Annotated in this window: 21 protein-coding genes; 8 read left to right on the top strand and 13 right to left on the bottom strand. The window is 41.8% G+C overall.

The window, feature by feature from the left end; all coding sequences use genetic code 11:
- The first annotated feature begins 225 nt into the window (after positions 1 to 225).
- Positions 226 to 732 carry a hypothetical protein gene (locus ACX3PU_RS06085; protein WP_459084056.1) on the top strand — a complete coding sequence of 169 codons (507 nt, stop codon included), beginning with the start codon at positions 226 to 228 and terminating at the stop codon, positions 730 to 732.
- Between the two features lie 106 nt (positions 733 to 838).
- Here ACX3PU_RS06085 and ACX3PU_RS06080 read toward each other — a convergent pair whose 3' ends face one another.
- The 7 genes from ACX3PU_RS06080 to ACX3PU_RS06050 all read right to left on the bottom strand — a co-directional run bounded on the left by ACX3PU_RS06080 (position 839) and on the right by ACX3PU_RS06050 (position 10,783).
- Complete coding sequence (locus tag ACX3PU_RS06080) at positions 839 to 1,624, bottom strand: glycoside hydrolase family 16 protein (RefSeq protein WP_459084055.1); 786 nt, start codon at positions 1,622 to 1,624, stop codon at positions 839 to 841.
- Positions 1,625 to 1,650: 26 nt separating this feature from the next.
- Positions 1,651 to 3,111 carry a glycoside hydrolase family 30 protein gene (locus ACX3PU_RS06075; RefSeq protein ID WP_459084054.1) on the bottom strand — a complete coding sequence of 487 codons (1,461 nt, stop codon included), beginning with the start codon at positions 3,109 to 3,111 and terminating at the stop codon, positions 1,651 to 1,653.
- Between the two features lie 16 nt (positions 3,112 to 3,127).
- A complete protein-coding gene (locus ACX3PU_RS06070) occupies positions 3,128 to 4,207 on the bottom strand; it encodes a glycoside hydrolase family 16 protein (RefSeq protein WP_459084053.1) in 1,080 nt (359 codons plus the stop codon).
- A 70-nt stretch (positions 4,208 to 4,277) separates the two neighbouring features.
- Positions 4,278 to 5,228: a hypothetical protein gene (locus ACX3PU_RS06065; RefSeq protein ID WP_459084052.1), complete on the bottom strand. Its 951-nt coding sequence runs from the start codon at positions 5,226 to 5,228 to the stop codon at positions 4,278 to 4,280.
- A 6-nt stretch (positions 5,229 to 5,234) separates the two neighbouring features.
- Positions 5,235 to 6,335 (bottom strand): PKD domain-containing protein, encoded by a 1,101-nt coding sequence (locus ACX3PU_RS06060; protein WP_459084051.1) that lies wholly within the window; start codon positions 6,333 to 6,335, stop codon positions 5,235 to 5,237.
- A gap of 10 nt (positions 6,336 to 6,345) precedes the next feature.
- On the bottom strand, positions 6,346 to 7,857 hold the full coding sequence (locus ACX3PU_RS06055) for a RagB/SusD family nutrient uptake outer membrane protein (RefSeq protein WP_459084050.1): 1,512 nt from the start codon (positions 7,855 to 7,857) through the stop codon (positions 6,346 to 6,348).
- Positions 7,858 to 7,861: 4 nt separating this feature from the next.
- On the bottom strand, positions 7,862 to 10,783 hold the full coding sequence (locus ACX3PU_RS06050; protein ID WP_459084049.1) for a SusC/RagA family TonB-linked outer membrane protein: 2,922 nt from the start codon (positions 10,781 to 10,783) through the stop codon (positions 7,862 to 7,864).
- Positions 10,784 to 10,981: 198 nt separating this feature from the next.
- On the opposite strand from ACX3PU_RS06050, the gene ACX3PU_RS06045 reads away from it, so the two are divergent.
- The 3 genes from ACX3PU_RS06045 to ACX3PU_RS06035 are packed head-to-tail and all read left to right on the top strand — an operon-like array spanning position 10,982 to position 14,181.
- Positions 10,982 to 12,178 (top strand): MFS transporter, encoded by a 1,197-nt coding sequence (locus ACX3PU_RS06045; RefSeq protein ID WP_459084048.1) that lies wholly within the window; start codon positions 10,982 to 10,984, stop codon positions 12,176 to 12,178.
- 28 nt (positions 12,179 to 12,206) lie between these two features.
- Positions 12,207 to 12,968: an NUDIX hydrolase gene (locus ACX3PU_RS06040; RefSeq protein ID WP_459084047.1), complete on the top strand. Its 762-nt coding sequence runs from the start codon at positions 12,207 to 12,209 to the stop codon at positions 12,966 to 12,968.
- 31 nt (positions 12,969 to 12,999) lie between these two features.
- Positions 13,000 to 14,181 carry an acyl-CoA dehydrogenase family protein gene (locus tag ACX3PU_RS06035; protein WP_459084045.1) on the top strand — a complete coding sequence of 394 codons (1,182 nt, stop codon included), beginning with the start codon at positions 13,000 to 13,002 and terminating at the stop codon, positions 14,179 to 14,181.
- 60 nt (positions 14,182 to 14,241) lie between these two features.
- On the opposite strand, the gene ACX3PU_RS06030 is transcribed toward ACX3PU_RS06035, so the two are convergent.
- The 3 genes from ACX3PU_RS06030 to rsmG all read right to left on the bottom strand — a co-directional run bounded on the left by ACX3PU_RS06030 (position 14,242) and on the right by rsmG (position 18,094).
- A complete protein-coding gene (locus tag ACX3PU_RS06030) occupies positions 14,242 to 16,938 on the bottom strand; it encodes a PD-(D/E)XK nuclease family protein (protein ID WP_459084043.1) in 2,697 nt (898 codons plus the stop codon).
- Positions 16,939 to 17,036: 98 nt separating this feature from the next.
- Positions 17,037 to 17,450 carry a hypothetical protein gene (locus ACX3PU_RS06025; RefSeq protein ID WP_459084041.1) on the bottom strand — a complete coding sequence of 138 codons (414 nt, stop codon included), beginning with the start codon at positions 17,448 to 17,450 and terminating at the stop codon, positions 17,037 to 17,039.
- A gap of 8 nt (positions 17,451 to 17,458) precedes the next feature.
- Positions 17,459 to 18,094, bottom strand: a complete 636-nt coding sequence (rsmG, locus tag ACX3PU_RS06020) for a 16S rRNA (guanine(527)-N(7))-methyltransferase RsmG (RefSeq protein ID WP_459084039.1) — start codon at positions 18,092 to 18,094, stop codon at positions 17,459 to 17,461.
- Between the two features lie 108 nt (positions 18,095 to 18,202).
- On the opposite strand from rsmG, the gene ACX3PU_RS06015 reads away from it, so the two are divergent.
- Complete coding sequence (locus ACX3PU_RS06015; protein WP_459084038.1) at positions 18,203 to 18,856, top strand: metal-dependent transcriptional regulator; 654 nt, start codon at positions 18,203 to 18,205, stop codon at positions 18,854 to 18,856.
- Positions 18,857 to 18,998: 142 nt separating this feature from the next.
- Here the strand turns inward: ACX3PU_RS06015 and ACX3PU_RS06010 are convergent, their stop codons facing one another.
- Both ACX3PU_RS06010 and gyrA read right to left on the bottom strand, forming a co-directional pair.
- Entirely contained in the window at positions 18,999 to 20,384 is a 1,386-nt protein-coding gene (locus ACX3PU_RS06010; protein WP_459084036.1) for a tetratricopeptide repeat protein, read from the bottom strand.
- 27 nt (positions 20,385 to 20,411) lie between these two features.
- The gene (gyrA, locus tag ACX3PU_RS06005) at positions 20,412 to 23,081 is read right to left on the bottom strand and encodes a DNA gyrase subunit A (protein WP_459084035.1); all 2,670 of its coding nucleotides are present in this window, start codon (positions 23,079 to 23,081) and stop codon (positions 20,412 to 20,414) included.
- A gap of 141 nt (positions 23,082 to 23,222) precedes the next feature.
- On the opposite strand from gyrA, the gene ACX3PU_RS06000 reads away from it, so the two are divergent.
- Positions 23,223 to 23,537, top strand: a complete 315-nt coding sequence (locus ACX3PU_RS06000) for a DUF4286 family protein (RefSeq protein WP_459084034.1) — start codon at positions 23,223 to 23,225, stop codon at positions 23,535 to 23,537.
- 1 nt (position 23,538) lies between these two features.
- Here the strand turns inward: ACX3PU_RS06000 and ACX3PU_RS05995 are convergent, their stop codons facing one another.
- Positions 23,539 to 24,570: an acyl-CoA reductase gene (locus ACX3PU_RS05995; RefSeq protein ID WP_459084032.1), complete on the bottom strand. Its 1,032-nt coding sequence runs from the start codon at positions 24,568 to 24,570 to the stop codon at positions 23,539 to 23,541.
- Between the two features lie 249 nt (positions 24,571 to 24,819).
- Here ACX3PU_RS05995 and ACX3PU_RS05990 point away from each other — a divergent pair, with 249 nt between their 5' ends.
- Both ACX3PU_RS05990 and serC read left to right on the top strand, forming a co-directional pair.
- A complete protein-coding gene (locus tag ACX3PU_RS05990; protein ID WP_459084031.1) occupies positions 24,820 to 25,170 on the top strand; it encodes a 4Fe-4S dicluster domain-containing protein in 351 nt (116 codons plus the stop codon).
- 138 nt (positions 25,171 to 25,308) lie between these two features.
- Entirely contained in the window at positions 25,309 to 26,370 is a 1,062-nt protein-coding gene (gene serC, locus ACX3PU_RS05985; protein WP_459084029.1) for a 3-phosphoserine/phosphohydroxythreonine transaminase, read from the top strand.
- Positions 26,371 to 26,373: the final 3 nt, after the last annotated feature.

The following is a 26,373-nucleotide window of genomic DNA, read 5'->3' as shown; positions in this document are numbered from 1 at the left end:
ATTCAGAAACCAATCCTATTTAACATAATATAAATTATAGGAATTATATATAGCATGGAGAATGGTCCTGTACATTGATGTTCGTTACCTTAAAAGACTTATCTTTTTAATGCTATCCCTCATATTGATGGAAAAAATAAAGCCAGTCACAATGACGCTTTCAGGTCCCATTTGTGGCATTTCTAGATTATTACTAAATTGAAAACTCATTTAAACCCTAGACTTATGAAAAATTTAGTTTTAATAGGTGCAATGGTTTTAGCCGTTGTGTCGTGTAATAAGAAAACAGAAACCACTACTGTGGAACCTATTGACTCCAGTGGAATTTTTATTGATGAAGCCAATGTAACCGATTCTACACTTGCCAGTACTAGCACTTGTTATTTTGAAGTGATTGGTAAGGATACGCTCTTTGCAAAGATTAACAACAATCTGGGAACAATCACAGGGAGTTTAAGGTATAAAAACTTTGAGAAAGATAGCTCTTTCGGAGATTTAGCTGGAATTGCAAATGGAGATACCCTAAAGGTGGATTATGTATTTCAGGCTGAAGGAACTACTTCCACGCGTGAAATCTGGTTTCTTCAAAAAGACGGTAAACTCATCGAAGGAATTGGTGATTATGATGATTCTGGAGAGCGTTACGCGACTCCTAAAGTTGTGAAATTTGAAAGTGGTCATAGCTTAACAGAGGCCGATTGCAATCTGATTGCATCGAAACTAAAGCCTTAGATTACCTCTCTTAAAAAGGTAAGTACAAGTAGATTAAAATAAAAATGCAAGCGAAAAGGCTTGCATTTTTGTTTCGAAAATCTATTGCTATAGATTGGGTGTTTTTTTATTGATAAACGCGAACGTAATCAATATAGAATTTCTGAGGATAAATACTTGGGTCTACCCCTTCTTTCCCACCCCAGTCACCTCCCACGGCCTGATTTAAAATGAGGTAAAAGGGCTGATCTAGTGGCCAAGCTTCATAGGTTTTTTCCTGATTTTCGTAGGTGTAGAATTTAACGTCATCAACGTATACATCCACTTTTTCAGGCGTCCAATCTAGCGTATAGACGTGGAACTTGTCCATGGCGTCTTTTACATATAAAGTATCCGTTTTCTGGGTGTTGATGACGTGATTGTATTTCTGCGTATGTACCGAGGAATGAATGAAACCAGGATTGTAACCTACATGTTCCATAATGTCAATTTCTCCGTCCTTAGGCCAGGATTTCATTTTCTCGCTCATCATCCAGATTGCAGGCCAAGTCCCTCTCCCCTTCGGAAGCTTTGCACGAACTTCTATTCGTCCGTAGGTCCATGTCTGCGTGGATTTTGTCTGCAGTTTGGCAGACGTATACTCATTCTTATCCCAAGGCTCTTTGTGCGCTTCGATGACAAGGCTTCCTTTTTCGACGCGCGCATTTTTGAGTCTGTTTTTCGTGTAGTACTGGAGTTCATGATTTCCAAAGCCACTTCCCCCCTCTTCAAATTCCCATTTTGATGAATCAGGAAGTCCTTGGTAGTTGAATTCATCACTCCAGACGAGTTTTAAGCCGTCTTTCTCCAGCGGGACTTTGGTTTGACAAGAAGTGAGTGTGGCAAGTACTAAAACTGCAATTAAACTTTTCATACCTTATTTTCCTTGGATTATACGCTCTAAAATACAAAGGTTCCGACCGCACCTGCATCGAGAGATAAGGTGGCCCATTTTCCATTAATTCTTAAATTGAAGATTTCAGCGTTTCCACTGCCGTTCTGTGCAATTAAAACCAGTTTCCCACTAGGCGTTTGAAAAGCTGCGGTACTAAGGTTTGAATTTTGGGTAGACTGAATCCGAACCGAGTTTTGAGGGACAAATTTCGAGGCGTGCGCTATAATGTAATAAGCAACGTTGCGGGTGAAGTTGCTACTTCCGTTAATCGTAATTGCGCCCTTGCACGTGTCACATCCGCCCTGCGTATGCGGCTCGTAACGACCGTCATTCGCTAAGTTCCATTCGAGTGCGTTTTTACTCCAGTTTCTCATCGATCCTATGATTACGTTCTTCACATGCCAATTAAGATCTCCTCCAAATTCTCCTGTTGATGCCGTGTACTGTTCTGTGAAGTAAAGATTCTTGGACGGGAAGGTATCGTGAATTCCTTGCAAAACATTTATGTCTCCTCCATACAGGTGGAATGCACTTCCGTCCACGTATTGCGCTGCTTCGGTATCCGAAAGAATTTCAATTGGATAGTCAGGGCGATCGCAATTGTGATCGTAGATTACAATCTTGGTTTGAACGCCTGCTGTGCGAAACGCAGGTCCTAAATGGTTTTTAATGAATTCTGCTTGCTGCTTTGCCGACATGGATAAACTAGGATTGTTCCCAGGGTGCAAAGGTTCATTTTGCGGCGTGATTGCATCGACTGTGATGCCATTTTCTTTCATCGCTTTAATGTACTTTACAAAATACTGAGCGTAGACCCCGTAGTACTCCGGTAGAAGTTCACCTCCAATACTGCTCTTATTGGTTTTCATCCAGGTCGGTGGAGACCACGGCGTAGCCATAATTTTAATGTTAGGATTGATCGCGAGAATGCGCTTAAGCATATCCACTAAAGCTTGGTCCTTCGAGAGTGAAAATTTGGCTAAAGTTACGTCGGTTTCACCTGCCGGTAAATCGTTGTAAGAAAATACAGAACTATTCAAATCCGATGCGCCGATGCTTAGTCGAATATAACTTACTCCTATGCTGTTATCCCCTTGTCCAAATAGTTCCTGCAGAAGTTCATTTTTTTTAGAGTCGCTTAACTTATTAATAACCTCCACACTACCCCCTGTAAGGGTGTATCCAAATCCATCGACAGATTGGAATTTTTGATTGGTATTGATATCAATAAAAGGATAGGAATTCGTCTGGGATGAAAAGGCGATCACGTTTGTTTGTTTTTGGAGCAAAGCAGACTGATCCGATTTCGTAATCCACACATCTACTTCATTTTTCGCGGTCGGTGGATTCACGGGTGGATCTACGGGAGGGTTTTTCCCTCCGGGTTCCGAGGAGCGAGAGCAACAAGAAAGTGAAGTTGCCACAAGCATGCCTGTGAAAATAGTGGTTAAAAGACGGGTTTTCATTTGGGAAGGTTTAAGGTTATTGGTATACGCGAACATAATCAATTTCAAAGGTAGCCCCTTGAACCGAAGGATCGATCGCGCCTCCAAAGTTTCCGCCCATTGCCATGTTCATAATAATGAAATAATTATGATTGAAAGGCAAAGAACTTGAATTGCTAAATGTGAAATAAGGTTTGTTGTCCACGGAGAAAATGATTGAACTTGGAGTCCATTCGGCCGAATAAATATGGAATTCGCTTGATGCTGTTGGAAGCATCATACTTCCACCTACTGCATTTCCACCGAAGTGTTCAGGATAATGCAAAGTGGAGAAGATTCGGTTCTGTTGGTTTCCCACATGTTCCATGACATCAATTTCTCCACTGCCAGGCCAAGGGACTGTGTCTATATTGGCCCCTAGCATCCAAAGCGCTGGCCATGTTCCTTTTGCGGTAGGAATCTTGGCTCGGAATTCAATCTTTCCGTATTTGAAATCAAATTTACCTTTGGTCACCATTCGGGCCGAGGTAAAGGAGCTTCCTTGAAATGCTTCTTTAATCAAATGAATTTTAAGTGTACCGTTACTAACCTCCGAGTTTTCTCTTCGGTTGGTGTAATATTGTAGCTCGTTATTTCCCCAGCCGCCATCTCCAGTTCCTGTCTCATGGGTCCATTTTTTTGCATCCGGGGCGCCGTCCACATTGAATTCGTCAGACCAAACTAATTTGGAGGCAACCTTCACTCGGATTTCAAGAGTTTTAGAAGCAAATTTATCTCCGTTATAGGCGGAAATAAACACGCTGTAAACATGGGATCCGGGAGCGGTAAACGTATAGGTAAATGCGCCTGTGCTTGAGCTAAGGGTTTCTCCGTTGACTAGCATTTTGTAGCTTGTGGCATGGTCTGCTTTCGCAGTGAAATTAACGACCCCACTTCCGTCTCCTTCTGGATTCTGAGCATTGGAGCCCACAATTAAAGAACTAACCACAAGGTTGCTCGGTGTCGGTTTGGGTTCTGGTGTCCCTGGATTGTCGCCGCCACCAGAGGAGCAAGAAACAAGGAAAAACACCAGGAAAGTTCCAAGTGCTATAAAGTTTATATTCAGTCTTTTTCTCATGATTTGAATCGGTTAAAAATAAAAAAGGAAGCGGCTATTTTCAAACCGCTTCCCAAGAGAGAAACTATAGTTACTCAACAGCAACTAGTTTTACATACCATGCATTACCCGTTTCCGTCCCCTGTACCCTTAGGTGCATGGTGGTAGGTGTAATGGATAGGATTTCATATTCTTTTTTCGTGGCCGCGTATCCAATAAAGGTCGTGTTTCCCGAAAGCAAGATACTGGTGGTCGTTGATGCCGAAGCAGCGACTCCACTTGTGGCTTCAATGAAAGCAAAGGCAGAGCTACCTCCAGCGTATGGGTAACACCCTTCGTCTCCAGAACCTGGGATGCCTGGAATTCCAGCGAGCGCACCTGTTTTTGTAAAGGCTCCTTGTGGAGTTGTGGATTTCATACTAAAGCTGGTTGTTCCTTCTTGCGTGAAGGTAAAGCTTGCGGCATAAAGACAGTCTGCTATTCCTTCTTTTTCAAAAGGTGCGGCTGCCCACCATTCGGGTTCAATTGAGGCAGGTGTGTAAGGACCCACTCCCATGTGCGCAGGTTGCGCTTTTGCTACGACCCAAGTTTTGGACGTTCCGCCTGTTAGGTTTTCTACCACGACAGGATCTGGATTGTACACACTTTTTACAGTGATATCTTTTGTCGCTACTGTAGAGGTACCTCCAGCACCGTATGCCATAACCGAAATTCGGTAATTAACATCGCCAAGTGAACTGAATTTTTTAGTGATTTTGCCTGCGGGCATAACCACATACTCTGGTTCACTTCCTAAATTGTTAATCTCTGTAAATGCGACACGATAGCTAAGAACGTTGTCTGCACTTGCGATAATATTCACGACTCCTGATCCGTCACCGTTAGGGTTTTGAGCATCTTGTCCTGAAATCTCGGTAACAATATTTAAATTGGTTGGAGAGCTAAGAGCTCCCATTGTATACTCGTCCTCCTTGCACGAGAATAAAAATACAAGTGCAAAAGAAAGGAGTCCTGAAATTTTTAGTAGGGATTTAGTTGTCATAATATTTTAATTAATTTGTGTAATGTCATCCAAATAAACGACTTCACCATTGCCAACACTACTAGCATTAACTAGGAAAACAACCTGCGTGAAGCGATAGCCGCTGGCTATGTCTTGGTCTGTAAAGTCAAACGTAAGTTCTTCCCACTTGTTTGCTTTCGTTGTTAAAACCTCCACAAAGGGTTTGTAATCACTCCCATCTTCCAATTGGAAATGCACAGAGGTTCCGATGGTTGGCGAATAGACTAATATTTTAAATACCTTTCCATTGTCAATATTAATAGGAATGCCTCCTGGCTCTCCGAGTGGAATATAAATACCAGCCCAAGTTTCTGCTCCAACGGATTTGCTTAGTGTAAGTACTTTGTTTGAAACGTTTAAGCCTTCCGTGTTTGGATTGTCGACAAAGCCCATTCCCATACCGCCAAAAACGCCTGCTACCCCGTAATTCGTGTAAGGGGTCTCAAAATCGATAGGAAGTCCAAGCGGGTTGTTAACCGTTACATCTAAAGTAGTGCTCGCGGTAGCCGCTCCCCCACTCAATGCCGTTACAGTTATGGTGTACTCCCCTGCTGTGGCATAGGTATGGGTCGCAGACGCTCCGTTCGCGATAGCAGTGGGAACTTCAGTGGCTCCCTCTCCAAATAGGATTTTATACCCACCACTCGCAAGCTTCGCTTCCGGCTTCACGGTTAAAGTAAGTCCTCCACCGGAAACGCCAATACTAAGATCCGTTGGTGTGGCGTAAATTACGCTCAATGGATACGTGTTTACCGTTTCTTTTCCAGAAAGATCAATTGAGGTAATACTTACCGTATAGTCTCCTTCTTGATACACGTGCGTTATACTTTGACCCGCGTTTACAACGGCAGAGGCCGCAGCTCCTGTACCGTCGCCAAAGTCGACAATGGATTTAGAGATTCCAGTTCCTACCGGTGTGATTCGAACCGTTCCAGAGTTGTCTGTACTTAGGTCAAAAATCTTATCGTAGGTACCTGAATTGGGATCGGTTAATTCCGGTACGTTTTGGTCAATGCCCTCCACATCACATGCCGTAATGAGTAAGGCAAGGGCCAAAAGGCCTGTTGTAATTTTAAATGCTTTCATATCTTAGGAATTAATCTTTGTAATTTGGATTTTGTTCAATCTTGGTTCCTTGCAATTCTTGGTAAGGAATCGGTAAGATTTCATTTTTCCCTGCGACAAATCCTTTGGAAGCGAGTACACTTGCGGCATCCCCCCAACGAACAAGGTCAAAGAAACGATGCCCTTCACCTGCGAGTTCAATTCGTCTTTCTTTCTTAATGGCATCCATGGTGACAGGGACAGGAAGAAGGCCTACTCTCTTACGAACTGCATCCAAAAGTGCCTGAGCCCTTGCGCCCGTGGCGCCTAAAGCTTCCGCTTCCATTAGGTAAGTATCTGCCAAACGAATGATATAAGAATTCTGACGGTAATTTAAAACCGCATCTCCGGCTCCGTCTGTTACATCATCATTGGTTGGGACGAACTTATTTAAGAAGTATCCCGTGTCGCGATATCCTGGAGTGTAATCTGCTTGCCCCGCTGCTTTAAGCGCTTTTAAGTCAAGGACAGTAGCCTCAAATCTTGGATCTCCTTTAATCGCATCGTAGAACCCTTGAGTCCAGTTGTTGAAACTCCATCCTGTAGGAAGATCCGGTGCGTTCGCTCCAATTTTTGTATACCCTCTTGGGCCTACCATTACGCCCGTGGTATTTCCTTCGTCTGTTCCACTCCCCCAGTTCCCCCATCCGGCGTTACTTAGGTTGGTGTGTGAGCATTCTAGAATGGATTCTGAGTTGAACTTGTTGTCTGTCACCCATAAATCATCAAAAGAATCGAGTAATTTATATCCGTACTGACTTGTTCCTCCCGGCGTACCGTTTACTAAGGCAAGTTGTGCAGCGGCTTCGGCTTTCTTACCGTTGTAAAGGTAAATTTTACCTAGTACAGCTCTTGCAGCTCCTTGAGAAAGTCTACCTGGATATTGCGCTGAGGCATTCAATGGTAAGTTTGGAATGGCTTCTTCAAGATCCTTTTCCATTTGTGCATAAACCTCTTCACTTGGCGCTTGTAAAATGTCGTACATAGCAGCAGGATCAATCGGTTCCAAGATTAAAGGAACGTTTTTGAACATTCTCACGAGGTTGAAATAATAGATCGCACGAAGCGTTTTGGCTTCCGCTGCAAATTGTTCTTTAGTCGTGTCTGCCATAGGAACGTTTGGCAATTTCTGTAAAAGAATGTTTGCACGGAAAATTCCTTGGTAATGATCACTCCAGTAACTTCTGTGGATCGTAAATTGATCGATTGTGAAATTTTCAAACTTGTGGATTCCGACTCCATCGGTTTCCCCTCCACCTCCGGCGAAGTGATCATCCGATCCCGCATTCATGAAAGTAAGGATGTTGTCAAAACTTCCAGTGTTCTTTCTTAAAACATCGTAGATAGAAACGAGTCCTGAAAAGGCTTCACTTTCGTTTTTGTAGTAATTGGTTTCGGTCTGCTTTCCGTCGTTGGGTACGTTTAAGTACTCCTCCGAGCAGGATCCGACGCTAAAGCTGAGGGCTCCTATTAAAGCAATGTATATGTATCGTTTGTTTTTCATTGTTTTAGAATTGTAAGTTGATACCAAAGATTAAAGTTTTAGGTTGTGGGTAATACCCTTTGTCAACCCCCATAACATCCCCTCCAATTTCTGGATCGTATCCATTGTAATCGGTCAGGGTCCATACGTTGTTTCCAGTGACATAAACTCTAATTTTTTGAGCGCTTATGGCATTCGTTAATTTCGCAGGTAGAGAATACCCTAGAGAGAGAACTTTTAGTCTCACATAGTCCCCGTCTTGCAAGTAGAAATCGGACATGTTCGTGAAGTTTCCGTTCGTATCGTCTGAGGTCAGTCTAGGATAGTTGTTTGAAGTGCCTTCTCCCGTCCATCTTTGAAGCGCTTCGGCTTGATAGTTTGCTCTACTTACGTCTAGTCTTCTCAGGCCTTGGAAGATTTTGTTTCCTGAGACTCCTTGGAACATAGCATTTAAGTCAAATCCTTTATATTCGAAATTTAAACTTAATCCAAATGTGTTTTTTGGAAGAGAACTTCCTAGGAAAGTTCGGTCTTCGGAATCAATGGTTCCGTCCCCATTGGTATCCATCCATTTGAAATCCCCTGGTTTTGCATCCGGCTGGATTACAGAACCGTCGGCTGAAGTGTAAGAATTTACCTCGTCCCAGTTTTGGAAAATTCCGTTGGTTTTCCATCCGTAGAAACTTCCATAAGGAAGACCTTCCATAAGTCTGGCGACTTCACCATTTAAGGATTGAAAGCTAGCCATTCCGATAAAATCAAGACCATTTAATTTGGTGACTTCGTTTTTAAGCGTTGCGAAATTGGCGGACGCATCAAATTTCAAATCTCCAAATTTCTTACGGTAAGATAGTTCGAGTTCAAAACCGTCGTTTTTCATATCCCCAATATTCCCCCACGGGTTGTTGGTTACCCCTACATAGCCCGGGATTTGGTATTGAAGTAAAATCCCTTCGGTTACTTTTTGGTAGTATTCCGCCGTTAAAGTAAAGTTATTAAAGAGACGGGTATCGATCCCAATGTTCTTTTGCGTCGTGGTTTCCCAGTGTAAATCGTTGTTAGAAAGCGTTTCAGGTGCGCTACCAATGATGACGGATGGACCGGTTCCAAAATAGTAGTTGTATCCGTTTGCGATTAGAGATTCGTATTGATTTGGGGCAAGCGATCCGTCGTTCCCGTTTTTCCCGTACCCCGCTCTAATTTTAAGTTCGTTTACGAAAGAGTTCTCTGGCCAAAAGTTTTCTTTTGTAACCACCCATCCTGCAGAAACAGAAGGGAAAGTCCCGTATTTGTTGTTAGGGCCAAATAAGGAAGATCCATCGCGACGAACGATTGCGGTTAAAAGATATTTTTCTTGGTAGTTGTAATTTAACCTTGCAAAAAGAGAAGTTCTTCTTACTTCGTTAAAGTTATAACTATACCCTAGTTGGTCTGTAGGAGCGACCGCCATATTGAAGGAAGCTTCTCTCCAGTCGTTTGTGGGTACATTGTAATGGGTGGCTCCACTGAAGTTTCCTATTCCAGTGACATAAACCCCTTGTCCTAATAAAAAGGCGAAATCATGGTCAGAAATCTTTTTATCGTAAGTTAATGTGTTTTCTAGGTTCCAATCTAATCCATTGCCATTTCCGCGGTTTAGGTTGTTTCGAACCACATTTAAATTAAGGGAACTTAAATAATACTGTGGGTTGAAACTGTAATCACCCCAAAAGGCTTTTTTTGCCCCGAGTGTACTTCGAAGTTTTAAGTCCGGAATCAGTTCCGCTTGCAAGTACGCGTTTCCTACGATTACATCACTCCAACTGTAATTCCCCATACGAGTTTGAATGTACGCAAGAGGGTTTACAATCTCGGATTGTTGCATGTTGGAAATCCCGTAAGGGTTTCCATTCGCATCGCGAACAATCCATGGAGAGGCCGTGTACGGCGCCGAGTTGGCTCGAACTGGATCATACTCAATCGTGGGAGTTAAAGGGTCGAGCATAAGTGCGTCTGCAAGTACTCCACCGAATTCACGGTTTTGATCTCCAATTCCCACGTTTTTTTGATGTGTATAAAAGAGATTCTGACCGAAAGTTAAAATATTGTTTAAAAACTTGTGCGTAGAATTTACTCTAGCCGTTTGTTTTCTATAATTAGAAATAGGAGTTGCTACGATCCCCTCTTGTTCTTGAATCCCGAAAGAAGCGTAGAATTGAGAAGTGTCGTTTCGTCCACTAAAACTTAGTTCATGGTTTTGTCCAAATGCACTGGTATTGAATACTTCTTTTTGCCAATCGGTTCCTACACCTAAAGTAGAGAGATCATTAAAAAGAAGTCCTTCGCCTCCATTGATAGATCGTTCATTCATTAAGGCTCCGTATTCAGTACCGTTTAACAATTGAAGAATTCTCGAAGGTGCGGAATACGAAGTGTACCCATTATAGGCTACGGTCATTCTTCCTTTTCTGGCGCTCTTGGTGGTTACTAGAATAACCCCTTTCGCGGCTCTAACCCCGTAGATGGCAGCAGAGGCTGCATCCTTTAGGATTTCAATGGATTCAATATCCCCTTGGTTTAAGGTAGCAATATCTGCATTTTCAAGTGGAACACCATCCACAACCCATAGCGGGTCGTTAGCTCCGGAGAAAGTAGTAACCCCACGGACACGAATGGTGGATGAGGATCCCGGTGCACCGGAGTTCATTGCGATGGTTACCCCGGCACTACGCCCCTGCATCATTTGTCCAATACCCCCGTTGGGCGCATTTTCGAAATCTTCAGAGGTCACCTTAGATATAGCTCCTGTGACCACGCTTTTCTTTTGTACGCCGTATCCGACGTTCACTAAAACTACTTCTTCAATAGTTTCCTCGCGAACTGTATCCTTCTCCGCTTGCTGCGCCATTAAACCGGTGGCAGAGAGAAGCATGGATAAGCTCAAAACACTAAGAATTTGTTTTTTCATATTATTTTGATTTTTTTATCTCATAATGAGACAATAAATCTATAACAAATTATTAACATTGAGTTTTATTTTTTTATTTTTTTTAAAATTTGTTTATTTGCAGTGCTTTAGAGCAAAAAACAAAGGAAAATTACTATTAATTTGAGTGCGTTTATAGCTTAAAATTTCACAAAAACTGTTACTAAAACGTTAATTTTCATGGTGCACTCCGAAAAAATATCCCACTATCCCCTTGTTCTCGTCTTTCTAATTTTCTCCATGTTGTTAAACTGCATGGGCATTATGATTCTCCAATTTTCACAGCAGCAAATTTCATTTCAAGGGCTGGGATTCTTAGAAGCGTTTAAAGATTTGCCCATTGCCGTTGCCTCGCTTTTTGCCGTTCGATACATTAATCGCTTTGGCTCTAAGTATGCGCTTCTTTTCACAGTGGGTTTTGTGGCTATCTGTTGTTTAAGTGTCCCTTTTATTGGAAGCTTTTGGATCATGAAAATCTGGTTCGTCTTTATCGGATTGGGTTTTGCAGTGGGGAAAATTAGCACCTTCTCGCTTCTTCGAAGTAATTTTAAAGAGAAGCATTTAGCTCAGGTAATGAACGAAGTGGAGGCTTCTTTTATGCTTGGGATCTTTCTTGTGAATATGGGATTCGGCTGGCTCTTGGGCTCTTCTTTTAAGGAGCATTGGATGTTTGGGTTTTGGATGATTGCTCTTCTCTCGATTTTCACCTTCATTCTGCTTTGGAGAATGCCCTACGAGGAAATAAAAGAAAGTGAAGAGGTACAAAAATCCAATTTATGGGTTGGATTTGTCAAGCAAATGGATCGCAAAACGACGGTGTTCCTTCTAATTATGCTTTTGATTGTATTTGTTGAGCAGTGCCTTAATTCCTGGCTCCCGACTTTCTACAAAGGCCATTTTAATGTCTCCTCGCAGTTTGCCCTACAGAGTACGGCCTTTCTCGCACTTTTTTCGTTTGTAGGAAGGTATTTAACGAGCAAACTGATTTATCGTTTCTCTTGGTATAAATACGTTGGGAGCTGCCTTGCATTGCTGGTGTTAATGTTAGTGACGATGTACCTTTTTATCAATTTTGCCCCTGAGCACAATTTGTATTTGATTTATTTAATTCCGGCCATTGGACTGTTTCTATCGCCTCTTTATCCCATTATTAATGCCCGAATGCTTCTTCATTACGATTCTCAGAAGGTAAATCGATTGATTTCTGCGCTTGTGGTCTTTTCTTCTTTAGGGAGTGCCTTAGGCTCGATTTACATTTCGTGGGCCTTTCATTTTGATTTAACTTCCTTATATTCAGTGTTTATTTTGGTTCCTATTTTGTTTTTAGGACTTCTTCTTGTATTTTTTAAAATATTAATCTCTCAAAAAGATAATTAGTCTTAACTTTGGAAAAAACGAGTAGTGCATGAGTGTCATTGATGATTCTAAAAACAGACAATCTTTACAAGATCTTATTGATACGGACGGATTTATTCCTCAAATTTCCGTAGACTGTACCATCTTTGGCTTTCACAAGGAGAAACTCCGCGTCCTTTTGTTAAAATACCACGATCTGGACCTATGGTCCATTCCTGGCGGTTTTGTATTCCATCACGAGGATCTAAGAGAAGCGGCAGCGCGCGTTCTCTATGAGCGAACGCATCTTGATAATTTGTTCCTGGACCAGTTCCATACTTTTGGTCGGAAGGAAAGAACACAAAACAACGTTCATCAAATCCTATTGGAAAACCGGGGGATTGAAGTCCCGAAGGACCATTGGATCTTTCAGCGCTTTATCAGCGTGGCCTATTGCAGTTTGATTGATTACACGATTTCCAAAACATTTCCGGATGCATTAAATGAATCGATTGCTTGGTTTGATGTAAATGAACTTCCCAAAATGGCCTTTGATCACGAACGCATGATTCATGTGGGCCTCGATCACCTTCGGCGGAATTTGGACACACAGCTTGTTGCCTACAACCTGCTTCCTGAAAAATTCACCATGATGGAACTTCAAAAGCTCTATGAGATTGTTTTAGGAGAACCGTTTCGACGTAATAATTTTCAGCGAAAAATGCTTAGCTTTAACCGTCTCGAAAGACTAGAGAAATTCTTCGACGGATCGGCCAACAAAGCCCCATATCTGTATCGCTTTAAAGATGATTTGGTTGATTTTCGAGATTGAGAACAAATTCCTAATTTAGAAAAAAAATAAAATGCCCTATTATCCTTCTACTTTAATACCCGATTACTACCTAATTGATGAGCTCTTAACTAAGGAACACCTGCTTATTCGAGATTCTGTTCGCAGTTGGGTCGACTCTTTTGTCCTCCCTAAAATTGACAAGGCGGCTCAGGACCACGAGGACCTTCCCGGTTTAATGAAAGAATTAGGCGCCATTGGCGCGCTAGGTCCTTACATTCCACAAGAATACGGAGGGATGGGCCTAGATCAAGTTTCCTACGGACTTATCATGCAAGAACTCGAACGCGGAGACTCCGCTGTTCGTTCAGCGGCATCTGTACAAAGCTCTCTTGTGATGTTTCCAATTTTTAAGTTTGGCTCAGAGGAGCAGAAAAAGAAATACTTGCCTAAGCTAGCTTCTGGGGATTTTATTGGTTCCTTTGGCTTAACTGAGCCCAACCACGGGTCAGATCCAGGGGCAATGGAAACTCATTTTACAGAAGAGTCTGACCATTACCTCCTTAATGGAAGCAAAATGTGGATCACCAATGCTCCCCTTTGTGATATTGCAGTGGTTTGGGCAAAAGGACCCGATGGAAAAGTAAGAGGATTAGTGGTAGAAAGAGTTATGGAAGGCTTTTCAACACCGGAAACGCTAAACAAATGGTCCCTACGTGCGTCAAAAACAGGGGAACTTGTTTTTGATAACGTAAAAGTTCCAAAGGAAAATTTACTTCCGGGTGTTTCTGGATTAAAAGGACCGCTTTCCTGTCTTAACTCAGCACGCTACGGAATCTCGTGGGGTGTGATTGGAGCGGCCATAGACTGCTATTGCACCGCTCTGCAGTATAGTTTAGAACGTAAGCAATTTGGAAAGCCCATTGCTTCGTTTCAATTGCAACAAAAAAAGCTTGCCGAGTTTTTAACTGAGATTACAAAAGCGCAGCTTTTGTCTTGGAGACTTGGGAATTTGAAAAATGCAGATGAGGCCTCCCCTTCTCAGATTTCACTTGCAAAACGAAATAATGTTAAGATGGCTATAGACATCGCAAGAGAAAGTAGACAGATGCTCGGAGGAATGGGTATTATGGGAGAATTTCCAATGATGCGTCATGCGGCTAATTTAGAGTCCGTCATTACCTACGAAGGAACCCACGATATTCATTTGTTGATTACAGGCCATGATATCACAGGAATTAATGCCTTTTCTTAAAAAACATTCTTATTTCAAAACAAAAAAGGAACTCGAAATGAGTTCCTTTTTCTATTTCGTTCAGTAGGATTTGCTATAAACGGGAATTTCCTTTTGCTCGAATAGGATTTCGGGATTTAGAATCTCTAGAATCAGGGTTCGAATGGAATTCATCGCAGTGCTAAGATCCCCATCGACAAAGGTAAGAGGCTGAGGTCCTTTCTTTGCGTTAATAAACGACCAAATATGGGCTCTGGTTTCAATGCCTTTAAATTCCCCACTTGACTTCAAAAACCAAAGATAGATGCTTAACTGAATAGCTTGTTTTAAGCTTTTTTCAATTAGGTAATTTTCGCTCAAGTCTTTAAATTCTAAATTAAGGTTTTCCAATTTTCCGGATTTATAGTCTGTGACCCGAATGACGCCATCTAACCTGTCAATTCGGTCAATGAATCCCTTGAAAAAAACTTGGTCACCGTTCTCGTTTTCAAGATCAAATGCAAGGTTGCTAAAAGGATGTTCAAGGGCAAGAATTTCAAGTTTACTTCCCTCTTTAACCAAAGCAAGATCGTACTTAATGACCGATTCTACGGCATCGCGAGCGATGGTTTTGTGTACGAAATTCATTCCCTTTTCATAAGCTTCAAGGGGGTGATCAAGCTTAATAATAGCTTCTTCAATTGCTTCATCTATTTTTGAGAAAAGTCCATTTAAGTCCTTTTCATAAAGCACTTTACCTTTAAGTGGTTCATAAAGTACTTGAAGTGCATAATGGACGAGTGTTCCGTAGCTTTTACGAGAAATTTCTTCTTCAATGTCATCTTCTTCCGAGAGTTTTAAAATCGATTTTAAATAAAATTGAATAGGATAATACATATACGAAGTGAGGTGGGTAGCAGCCACTTTTGATTTCCACTCCTCTAATCGTTCAAGTACGGATGGTGTTTTTTCAATCGTCATTAACGACTTTTGTACCGGCAATGAATCCGCGTCAACCACGGTATGTTTAATGGCATGTTTACTTTCCAGTTCAATTTGCGTTAGGAACCTTGACTTCTCCCCTGTATTGACCCCTGAGCTTAAACTGTTGTAAAGGAAGGTTGCTTTCTTTGCTTTTTGTAGCAACCTGTAAAAGTGATAGGCGTAGATACTGTCGTTTTCAAGATACGTTGGAAGTCCTCGAGTTAATCTAACGTCAAATGGCAGATACGAGTTTTGGGAGCTTCCTTGAGGAAGGTTTCCTTCGTTTGTTGAGAGCAAAATAATGTTCTCAAAGCTTAAAAGCCTCGTTTCTAAAAGTCCCATCACTTGCAGTCCCTCCAAAGGTTCCCCTTGAAACTTGATTTCTTCGCTTCCAATCAAATGGTTCATCATCACCTCGAGGGTTTCCATGCTTACTTCAAATTGGTAGCCCTCCAATTGATTGGCGGCAATTTTGAATGCATTCTCAAAGAGGGTGATGTTTTCGTACAGCAAATCGTTCTGTGTCGTGGATTTTAAAGAAAGGCAGAATTCAATTAATTCTTTGAGAAGAGCTTTTGGAGAATCATAGGGCTGAAGGATTTTGAGGTAACTAAGGTTCCCTAACAATTCTTGCAGTCGCTTTTGTGATAGATAGACCAGGTTTTTGGAGCGCAGTTGTTCTTGGAATTCATGCGTGATTGTTTTGTCCTCTTTTGTACTTTCAATGGCATTGATAATGGCATTTACGTCTCGGTAGTAGTAGGATTTGGACTTCGCCAATTGCTTATGAAGATGAAATATCTTTTTAATGGCAAGTGAAAAATCTAAATTTTTTATCGGAAATCCCATCGTAATGTTGAGACTCTCAACAAACTGCAGGCTCTCAAGGGTTGCAGGCAGTAAATTTTCGTCCAAAAGGACGACTGCAGTCTTTGAGACTTCTAAAGGAGATAGGTTCTCTAAGAGGCTAGGAAGTACTTTGGTCTGGGATACGTTTCCCGATACTTCAATAATCTCAATGTCTTTTGGTTGAATGAACTCATTTTCAATCCAATTGAATTTTCGATGATCTCCAAATTCTTTCCATTGAAAAGAGCTTCGAAGAAATTTTCCAGCTTCTTGTCTTTTGTCGTTAAGGTAGTATTGATCTGCATCGAAAAAGCACTGAGCTTTGTTCCATTGCAAAAGACCACGCATTAAATCCTTTTCAATGGGAGTAATAGCATTGAACCCGCAAAATACGTAGCGCTGATCGACATTTGCAATAAAAGTTTCTAGATTTTCACTGGCTTTTTCATAGACCATTCCATAACTATACCACCCTTTCTCAATTAGCTTCTGTTTTAAGATTGGAAAGAAATGTGCCAATCGACGCCAGAAATTAAGGTTTTTCATTTGGGTTTCTGTAGGATCGCCAAGAGATTCTCCCCAGTTTTTGATTCTCTCTTCTTCGTGCATATAGCTAAAGACCTCTTTATCGCTTGCTTTGTATTTTAGGATGTCGTCCCAGTCTTTTAAGGCCGTGGGAAACCATTTTAAAAACTGGTTAAAGTCCTCGGTATAAAGAGTACTGTAGACATCATAGGCAAAGAGCCATAAAGACAGGCCTTGAACCATTGGAACCCCGGCAATTTCTTCCATTAGCTCCTCAATGGTGTAAAACTCGGGTAAGAAACCCGTATAGCCATTCTCAGCCAAGTGCTTTTTAAAAAAGACAGTGGGACGTTTCCCAGGAAAAATCAAGGTGTAGTTTTTGAGGCTTGAACTCTGTTCAAGAAGTTCCAGCGTAATTTTATTTAGAAAAGAAAAGTCCAAAGGTTCTGTTTTAGGTAGAGCCAAGATAAGAAAAAGACTTGAAAGAAGGAGCGGGCGTCCTTCGTTTCAAGTCTTTTTGTTGGAGTGTTCCTCTATCCTTAGGGGGCAGGGCTTGGAAGAACCTCAAGGGTTTTCTCAACCCACTGGTTATTTTCCTTCCAAAACTTGAGACGAAAGGTTCCGCTTCTTTTTGGCGTGAAATTTATAAAAGCCTGTGATACGGAAGTTGCGCCACATACGCTGTCCGTTTTAAGGTAATAAGCGGTTATTTGTTTTTCCTCACCTACCTCTACTTCAGAAAAACCATGAAAAAGTTCACAATTGGCAGCAAGTTTATGATAGGTTGTGATTTGTACAGTATTGCCAAGAGTAATTGATTCGCTAGGCAGCGATACACTGTCGGTGCTTAACTCAATCTTTTGAGCAAACGTGGGATCGTCAGATCTCTGACAACTTGTTAGGGAAACAAGCGCAGTAAAAATTGTAAAAAGAAAGAACTTAGAACTCTGCATGGTCTATATTAGGAATTAAAGTGGCCTTTGGAAAGGTACACTACTTTTTTGGTTTCAAAAAATTCTTCTTCGAAATGTTTACTTAAGGAAGTAAGTTCACAGCGAAGGCCTGCAAGTTCTTCTCCCAGGTCTCCCCCTTTTAGGTAAAGAACCCCATTGTGTTTGCTGTTAATTTGTTCTTTTTCAAATTTCCCTTTTAGCCATTTTAAAAACTCAGGCATACGAGTGACTGCGCGGCTTACCACAAAGTGAAATTTCTCTTTTATACCCTCTGCTCTACCATGGATCCCTCGCACATTGATGAGCCCAAGTGCCGTGGAGACTTCGTTGACCACGAGAATTTTCTTCCCAATGGAATCCACAAGGGTAAACTGCGTTTCTGGAAATAAGATCGCTAAAGGAATTCCAGGGAATCCCCCCCCAGTTCCTACGTCTAGCACTTTCGTGCCCGGGGCAAACTCAATAACTTTCGCAATGCCAAGAGAATGAAGGATGTGCTTCTCGTAAAGAGAGTCCATGTCTTTTCTGGAAATGACATTAATCTGAGAATTCCATTCCGTGTAAAGTGCTTCAAGTTGTGTGAACTGCTCAATTTGTGTTTTGGAAAGTTCAGGAAAGTATTTTAGTATTAATTCGATACCCATATATAGTGCATAAGAATTGCAAATTTAAGGTTTTAATTTTGGTCTGTAGAGAAAGTTCTTATGTTAGATAGGTTTTTTTGAGAGTCTAACTTTTTGTACTTTTGAGGCATGACTACGCGTACAGAAGAAAATTATTTAAAGGCTCTCTATCATTTGACAGAGAAAAATCAACCCGCTAGTGTAAATGAACTCAGTAAAATTCTGGGTATCAAGATGCCTAGTGTAAACAGCATGATGAAGAAGTTCGAGAAAAAAAGCTGGGTTAGTTATGAGCCGTATAAACCTCTTTTGCTTACGAGTGAGGGTAAGATAGAGGCTGCACTTATTGTTAGAAAGCATCGTTTAACCGAAATGTTTCTCGTAGAAAAAATGGGATTTGGTTGGGAGCAAGTACATGAAATCGCAGAAGAAATCGAACACATTCAATCGAGTTTGTTTTTTGAGAAAATTGACGAGCTTTTGGATTACCCTAAAACCGATCCCCATGGATCTGCCATCCCCGACAAAAGCGGCTCCATTGAGCGCTTTAATTACAAAAGCCTTAACCAAGGTAAGAAAGGAGACGTCTTGGTCTTTTGCGCTTTAACGGAATCGACCAGTGAGTTTTTAAAATATTTGAACGCAAAAAACTTGGCCTTAGGTACAAAGCTTAGAATTGATTCCGTCGAAGAATTTGACGGAAGTATGAAGGTGAGCTATGGAGGTGAAACCCATGAGTTTAGCGAAAAGGTTACGCAGCGACTTCTGATGGAGAAAGCATAAGAAAGGATTACAAAATTGTTACTTGTTCGAATAAGCGTTGGTTCAAATTGATAACTACGATATGCCTTTCGTGAGGAGACAATTATCAAATAAAAAGCCGTCTCAAAATCGAGACGGCTTATCGCTTTTATGTTTTTAGCGCTTATTTTTGCTTCGCTTTTAAAGCGGCTTCTTTTGCTTTGAACTCTTGGAATTTTACCTCATTCTTCGTGCTTTGGTAAAGCCCTTTTAGAATGGTAACGGCATCGATATCCTCAGGCGCGGCTTTGTACCACTGCTCTGCGTAAGGAACCGCTTTGGCAAAACGATCTCTACGATCTTCCATTACTTTGTTCGCCTCGTTCATCTTTCCTGCTTTTCTTAAGTCATTGTACTGATCAATGTGTTTTTGATCGTTGTCAATGTCCATTGTCATGTACGTTAGGTTCTGAAAAGCCGGTGCATAACTCGGGTCAATTTCAACTGTTTTTTTGAAATAAGATTCCGACTCCGCTCTTTTGCTAGGGTCTTTGCTTGATAGAACCCCTAAGTTGTACCAACTGATTTTATCTTGTGGGTTTTTGGCCACTAGTTCTTTCAAACTTGCCATAAACTCATCCGTTCTACCCGCGCGGTAATAAGCAAGACCTTTTAATTCAGTTAGTTTGGTGTTTTTCGGGAATTTATCCATTCCTTTCTGAGAGTACGCAATCGCCTCGTCATATCTTTCTGCTTCAATCATTAGACCGACAGCCGATTCGTAAAGCTCCTGTTCAATGTTAGGACTCGTTTCGTTTTTATACTCGGTATAGTCCGCATTTTGAGTCTTTTTCATTAAATCCCATGTGGCCTTATCAAATTCCACTTGTTGCCCCGACTTGTCCTTTGCATAGTAACGAGTCTCAACTCCTGTGTAATTGGAATCTATAAGGGTTTTGTAGATTTCAATTCCTTTTGCTTTGTCTGAAGAACGAGCGTAGGTGATGGCAGAAAAATATAAATACTGTTTGTTATCTTGACCTGCCGCTTTTAAAAGGTTGTAAACTTCTAAAAACTTAGGACCTGCAACGTCGAAATTCTCCTTGTTGTTGGCTTCGAGTGCTGCTGTATTAGCCGCTTGAATTAAAGGGTTTACCTGGCCAATAATTTGTCCAGTCAATACCGGATTGTAAGCCTCTTCTTTCAAGTTTGAAATTCCAGAAGCGTCCGCTTTGGCTTTTCCAGAAATGTAAACTTTGGTTTTTCCTTCTTTCCCTGCGTAGATTTTGTTTTTCCCTAAATCCGTAATGTTCGCAAGTTGTGCTGCTCCTTCTACGGCTTTCCCTTCTTTAATAAGCACAAGACCTTTGGTGTAATAGTACTGTTCTTGAATGTTTGGTTCTAGGACATATACTTTCCCATTCATTAGAGCTTCGGCCTGAGCAATGTTTTGTTTTGCTTCTGCAGTATTACCTGCCTCAATCGCCTTAAATGCCGCAGAAACTTCTTTTTTCTGCGAGAATGCAAAGGTCATAGAAACCATTGCTACACTTAAAATTATTTTTTTCATTCCTATACTTTTTTAACGTTATTTACTTTATTCTTCGCTAGGATCAGAGGAATCGTCTGCTTCCCTTTTTTCTATCTCTTCATTTTCCTTCTTTTCCTGCTCTTCAATGCTGCGTAAGTAAGCTTCATCGCCTAGAGTCGTTACCGCATTGTCTCCACTTTGTGGCGCCCCACTGAATTCTACAAGATCGCTATGAACTGCGCCTGGAAGTGGTTGTGTAGATTCTTCTTCAGATTCTGCTATTTCATCGTCCATTTGCACTTTCGCAATGGCCGCGATTTCATCGTTTTTCTTGAGGTTTATTAATTTAACCCCCTGTGTATTTCTACCCATCACACGAAGTTCATCGACGCTCATACGAATGGCAACCCCTGATTTGTTGATAATCATAAGACCGTCTCCGTCCACAACGTTTTGAATGGCGATCAGGTTTCCGGTTTTTTCCGTGACATTCAGGGTGATTACCCCTTTTCCGCCTCGGTTCGTCACACGGTAGTCTTCCACCGCTGAACGTTTCCCATATCCTTTTTCAGAAACCACTAATACGCTTTCTTGCTGCACATCATTCACAACAATCATACCAATTACCTCATCGCTATCTTCTAAGGAGATTCCTCGAACTCCGATAGAGCCTCGGCCTACGGCGCGCGCTTTCTCCTCAGGGAATCGGATGCATTTTCCTTTTTGAGTCGCAATCATGATTTCAGAATCACCTTGAGTCAAACGGGCTCCTAAGAGAAGGTCGTTGTCTCTAATTTCAATGGCGTTAATTCCGTTGGTTCTTGGACGTGAGTAGGCTTTAAGCAAAGTCTTTTTCACCGTTCCGTTCTTCGTGATCATTACCACGTACATTTGATTTACGTAGTCTTCGTCTTTTAGATCGTCTGTTTTAATATAGGCGCGAACTTTGTCGTCGGGTTCTATATTAATAAGGTTTTGAATCGCTCTCCCCTTCGCAGTTCGAGATCCTTCAGGGATTTCGAAAACACGCAGCCAGTAACATTTTCCTTTCTCTGTGAAAAATAACATGTACTGGTGGTTTGTCGCGGAAACTATGTATTCTAAAAAGTCCGTATCTCTTGTGGTCGCGGCTTTGTTACCCACGCCTCCTCTGCTTTGAATTTTGTATTCCGAAAGGCTCGTACGCTTAATGTACCCTAAATTAGAAATGGTAACCACTACGGTGTCGTCTGGAATAAAGTCTTCGATCGACATATCCCCTCCGGCGTAATCAATCTCGGTTCTTCTTTCGTCTCCGTATTTTTCTTTGATTTCAAGCATTTCCGCTTTGATGATTTCAAATCGTCTAGGTTCGTTCGAAAGGATGTCTTCTAGGTCGTTAATTAAGGCCATGATTTCATCGTATTCCGCACGAATCTTGTCGAGTTCCATTCCGGTAAGTCGAGCGAGTCGTAGATCTAATATCGCTTGGGCTTGAATTTCAGAAAGTTCAAATTCACTAATCAGCCCTTCTTTCGCTTGGTTTGGCGTAGAGGAATGACGAATGATTGCAATGGCTTTGTCTAGAGAGTCTTGGGTTCCTATGACCTTCATGAAACCCTCTAAGATATGCGCTCTTTCTTGCGCTTTGCGAAGTTCAAACTCGGTACGTCGTACAATCACCACGTGACGGTGATCCACGAAATGCACGATCATGTCCTTTAAGTTCAATTGCTCTGGTCTTCCGTGAACAAGGGCAATGTTATTGATACTAAAAGAAGTCTGAAGTGCCGTGTATTTGTAAAGTAGATTCAAAACGACATTCGGAATGGCGTCATTTTTAAGTTCGTAAACAATTCGCATCCCGCGTCTGTCCGATTCGTCCCGAATTTCGTAGATCCCGGGTACTTTTTCGTCTTTCACAAGTTCTGCGGTACGAGAAATCATTTCCGCTTTGTTTACTTGGTAAGGAATCTCGGTCACCACAATGGCGTTGCGATTTCCAATTTCTTCGAAGTTTACTTTTGCGCGAGTGACCACGCGACCTCTTCCTGTATGGAATGCGGCGCGCACGCCTTCGTATCCATAGATAATCCCACCTGTAGGGAAATCGGGCGCTACGACATGCTGCATGAGCTCGTCAATGGTAATCTCGTTGTTATCTATATAAGCACAAATTCCATCTACTGCCTCCGAAAGGTTATGGGGTGCCATGTTGGTAGCCATTCCGACCGCAATCCCTGAGGTTCCATTGACCAGTAGATTGGGTATACGCGTAGGCATTACCGTAGGCTCGGTCATGGAATCATCAAAGTTGTTTTGGAAGTCCACTGTGTCCTTGTCTAAGTCGGCTAAGATTTCATCCGAAATTTTCTTTAATCTAGCCTCTGTGTATCGCATGGCTGCGGGCGGGTCTCCGTCCATGGAACCAAAGTTCCCTTGTCCATCCACTTGGGTGTAGCGTAAACTCCATGGCTGCGCCATACGTACCATTGCGTCGTACACGGAACTATCCCCGTGTGGGTGATACTTACCCAGTACGTCCCCTACGATTCTCGCAGATTTCAGGTGCTTTCTATTTGAAAACACGTTAAGTCCATACATCCCGTATAATACCCTTCTATGGACGGGCTTAAGACCGTCTCTCACGTCCGGTAATGCTCTGGATACAATCACCGACATCGAGTAATCGATGTACGAGGATTTCATTTCATCCACAATGTTAATTGGAATTAACCTTTCTCCTTCTGTATTCATATAAAATCTAAAATGTTTTTCAAGGCCAAGGCCTGTGATTTCTATTTTTTACGTTCAAAATATAATAACGTGCTAATTTAAGAAAAAATTCCCGATTTTTGCCCTCAAAATTATCCACATTTCTTATAAAAATAGACAAAAATGACGGTACTGAGCATAACTTTTCACACGATTGCCTCTTCGCTCGAGTCGTGGGATTCTTATTTACAAAATGAGCTACATCAAATGGTTGAAAATCTGTATGATGTGGAGAAGTATATTATCTCCTCTGTGGAAACCGAACGCGTAACGGAGGGGCAAAACACGAATTTGCTCTTAGTCTTTGAAACCCAAGAGATTCGCTCTAGTTTTATGGAAAATGAACTTGTCAATTTGGTGGAACACGTCGAAAAGCGATTTCAGGACGAAGTCATGGTGTTTGTGACCGCGTTAAATCCTTCTAAAAGTCGTTTTTGATCTAGAGTCCTTCGAGAAAGGCCATCGTGTCCACGTGGTCTGCGTATTGCGCTAGGGTTGGATTTTGAGCCTCTCCGGGTTTAATTCTGTCTTCAATTTGCTCTAGGTTAGAAACCACGCACTGCGTTTCGAGCTTGTGGGTTTCAAGGAAGCTTTGCGCCTCTTCCCACGATTTATAGGTTGAAAAATGAAGTACGGACAAAGGGCTGAAAAGCTCAGGGCTTTCTCTTAGCATGACAAAGTTGTTGTCCCAAAAAAGATCTTGGTTCAGAAGGTAAATGGCTTTGTTGTAATCGTAGTTGTTCGCGTAGCCATTGTGGTTGATAATCTCTGAGTAAGGCAAAAGGTTCTCAAAGATTCGTTCGAGCTTAAAACCTTCGGGAAGTAATAAATAGGTTACGTTTCGACAGCCTAACCCAAAGTAACTAAAGACGTCCTTTCCTAGAGCTTGCAAATCCTCATCACTGTCGTTCTCACTCACCACCGCTAAGGAGGTTCGGTTCTTTCGAATAATGCTTGGGTACTCCTTAAAGTAATACTCGAGATAACGAGCCGTATTGTTGCTTCCTGTAGCGATGACTGCGTCAAAATTTTCTAGTTTCTCAGTCAATTCATAACTCACATTTCCTTGAGAAAACTCATTCCATTTTGTAAGCAGAAAAGGAAGTAATCGCTTGTCCTTAGACGAGAGCTTAAGGACAGGAAAATGACCGCTTAAAAGTACGCAGATCACATCGTGAAATCCAACCAGTGGAATGTTCCCGGCAAGGATTAGCCCTACTCTACGCGGGGTACTGGCTCGTTTGTAGGAAGAAAGCCACTCTTTGATTGCAGGTTCATTTAAAACACTTGCCCACTGGGAAAGGCTCTGTGTGAGCGATTCTTTCGTAAACCACGAATTTTCAGCCGTGGTTCTAGATAGCACCTCTTCAAGTGCGGTTTGTTCAGGGGAAAGATTCTCTCTTGTATCGAGATAATTCTGTATAAACTCCCCTAATTTCGCAAGGCCTTGTATTTGTAAATCTAATGCCATTAAAAATGTTTCTCGTCGTTGGATAAGACTCTAAAAAGGGGCTCAAGGCCCTCTTTTTTAGCAAAGACAAAGATACGCAATCACGGGCGAAAAGACAAATGGGTCGCACCACCTTACGCCAGGAGCTAGCTTGCTCAGAGTTAGGGCCAAAACCTGATCTATTTTAGGTTTAGAATCTCGCTAAAATTCGTCTTGAGCCGAGATTTCTTTGTATATTTGTGCAACTTTATATAAAAATTAACAACAGCAATGGCGATTAGAATAACGGATGAATGTATAAATTGCGGCGCTTGCGAACCCGAATGTCCAAACAATGCAATCTATGAAGGTGCAGTGGATTGGAGAGCCTCCGAGGGGACTTCCCTCAAAGGAAAGGTAACCCTTAAATCCGGGTTAACCGTGGATGCGGATGCTCCGCAAGAGCCCGTAAGTGATGATGTATACTTTATTGTCACGGACAAATGTACAGAATGCATGGGATTCCATGAAGAACCACAGTGTGCTGCCGTATGTCCGGTAGACTGCTGTATACCGGATGAAGACCACGTAGAGTCGGAGGAAAGCTTACTAGCGAAGAAGGCTTTCTTGCACAACGAATAATTAGTAAGGCCTCAAAGTATTGAGGCTTTTTTTTCAAACCTTGTTGTCGCTCGTCTAGAAAAGATAGAAAAGATTTGGCAGAAGGTTTTTCTGTTTCACCCTTTGTCGCCTCGGCGGCAAATCAAGACCCAATTACTCATGAATAAAAAACACAATTTTAGCGCAGGACCTAGTATTTTACCTCAAGAAGTCTTTCAAATGGCCTCGGAGGCGGTGCTTGATTTCAATGGAATTGGCCTGTCGCTTCTAGAGATTTCTCATCGTAGTAAAGAATTTGTCCCTGTCATGGAAGAAGCGCGCACAATCGTAAAAAGACTTATGAATCTTGACGATCAGTATGAAGTGCTTTATCTGGGAGGCGGAGCTTCGCTTCAATTTCTGATGAGTGCAATCAACTTAATGAAAGCGCAAAACGGGAAAGCTGCGTATTTGGATACGGGCACGTGGGCGGCGAATGCCATCAAAGAAGCGAAGAAATTTGGAGAAGTGGATGTGGTAGGTTCCTCAAAGGATAAGAATTACAATTACATTCCAAAAGGATACTCTGTAGGATCTCAGTACGATTTCTTTCATTGTACCTCGAACAATACCATTTATGGGACTCAAATGAAGGAGTTTCCCACCGTGGATACTCTTAGTGTCTGCGACATGAGTAGTGATATTTTTTCTCGTGAAATCGATTTTTCAAAATTTGATTTAATTTATGCGGGAGCTCAAAAGAATATGGGTCCTGCAGGAGCGACTCTTGTGGTTGTAAAAAAATCGATCTTAGGACACACAGGTAGAGACCTACCCTCCTATTTAGATTATAGTTTGCACATTCAAAAAGAATCCATGTTTAACACACCACCCGTGTTTAATGTTTATACAAGTTTACTTACACTTCAGTATTTGGAACAGCACGGCGGAATTTCGGCGGCAGAAGAACGAAATAAACAAAAAGCGGAACTTCTTTACAATGAAATTGACCGGAACCCTCATTTCAAGGGTTATGCGGAGCTCGAAGATCGTTCTTTAATGAACGTAAGTTTTGTATTGACGGACGAGAGTCTGAAAGAGAACTTTGATAAGGCTTGGGCTAGCGCAGGTATTTCAGGATTAAATGGCCATCGCAGTGTGGGTGGATACAGAGCAAGTCTATACAATGCCCTTCCCCTTGAAAGCGTGAAGGTGTTGGTTGAGGTAATGAAATCAATTTAAAAA

Source organism: Chryseobacterium sp. A301 (assembly GCF_054489425.1).
The sequence above is the reverse complement of the archived record's forward strand: the minus strand, read 5'-3'. Positions and strand labels throughout refer to the sequence as shown.

Bases quoted from the DNA above. Each gene is read 5' to 3' on its own strand.
- ACX3PU_RS06055 (WP_459084050.1), bottom strand. From the start codon at position 7,857: ATGAAAAACAAACGATACATATACATTGCTTTAATAGGAGCCCTCAGC.
- ACX3PU_RS06065 (WP_459084052.1), bottom strand. From the start codon at position 5,228: ATGACAACTAAATCCCTACTAAAAATTTCAGGACTCCTTTCTTTTGCA.
- rsmG (WP_459084039.1), bottom strand. From the start codon at position 18,094: ATGGGTATCGAATTAATACTAAAATACTTTCCTGAACTTTCCAAAACA.
- ACX3PU_RS06085 (WP_459084056.1), top strand. From the start codon at position 226: ATGAAAAATTTAGTTTTAATAGGTGCAATGGTTTTAGCCGTTGTGTCG.
- ACX3PU_RS06080 (WP_459084055.1), bottom strand. From the start codon at position 1,624: ATGAAAAGTTTAATTGCAGTTTTAGTACTTGCCACACTCACTTCTTGT.
- ACX3PU_RS06000 (WP_459084034.1), top strand. From the start codon at position 23,223: ATGACGGTACTGAGCATAACTTTTCACACGATTGCCTCTTCGCTCGAG.
- ACX3PU_RS06070 (WP_459084053.1), bottom strand. From the start codon at position 4,207: ATGAGAAAAAGACTGAATATAAACTTTATAGCACTTGGAACTTTCCTG.
- ACX3PU_RS06045 (WP_459084048.1), top strand. From the start codon at position 10,982: ATGGTGCACTCCGAAAAAATATCCCACTATCCCCTTGTTCTCGTCTTT.
- ACX3PU_RS06075 (WP_459084054.1), bottom strand. From the start codon at position 3,111: ATGAAAACCCGTCTTTTAACCACTATTTTCACAGGCATGCTTGTGGCA.
- serC (WP_459084029.1), top strand. From the start codon at position 25,309: ATGAATAAAAAACACAATTTTAGCGCAGGACCTAGTATTTTACCTCAA.
- ACX3PU_RS06015 (WP_459084038.1), top strand. From the start codon at position 18,203: ATGACTACGCGTACAGAAGAAAATTATTTAAAGGCTCTCTATCATTTG.
- ACX3PU_RS06050 (WP_459084049.1), bottom strand. From the start codon at position 10,783: ATGAAAAAACAAATTCTTAGTGTTTTGAGCTTATCCATGCTTCTCTCT.
- ACX3PU_RS06025 (WP_459084041.1), bottom strand. From the start codon at position 17,450: ATGCAGAGTTCTAAGTTCTTTCTTTTTACAATTTTTACTGCGCTTGTT.
- ACX3PU_RS06010 (WP_459084036.1), bottom strand. From the start codon at position 20,384: ATGAAAAAAATAATTTTAAGTGTAGCAATGGTTTCTATGACCTTTGCA.
- ACX3PU_RS05990 (WP_459084031.1), top strand. From the start codon at position 24,820: ATGGCGATTAGAATAACGGATGAATGTATAAATTGCGGCGCTTGCGAA.
- gyrA (WP_459084035.1), bottom strand. From the start codon at position 23,081: ATGAATACAGAAGGAGAAAGGTTAATTCCAATTAACATTGTGGATGAA.
- ACX3PU_RS06060 (WP_459084051.1), bottom strand. From the start codon at position 6,335: ATGAAAGCATTTAAAATTACAACAGGCCTTTTGGCCCTTGCCTTACTC.
- ACX3PU_RS06035 (WP_459084045.1), top strand. From the start codon at position 13,000: ATGCCCTATTATCCTTCTACTTTAATACCCGATTACTACCTAATTGAT.
- ACX3PU_RS05995 (WP_459084032.1), bottom strand. From the start codon at position 24,570: ATGGCATTAGATTTACAAATACAAGGCCTTGCGAAATTAGGGGAGTTT.
- ACX3PU_RS06040 (WP_459084047.1), top strand. From the start codon at position 12,207: ATGAGTGTCATTGATGATTCTAAAAACAGACAATCTTTACAAGATCTT.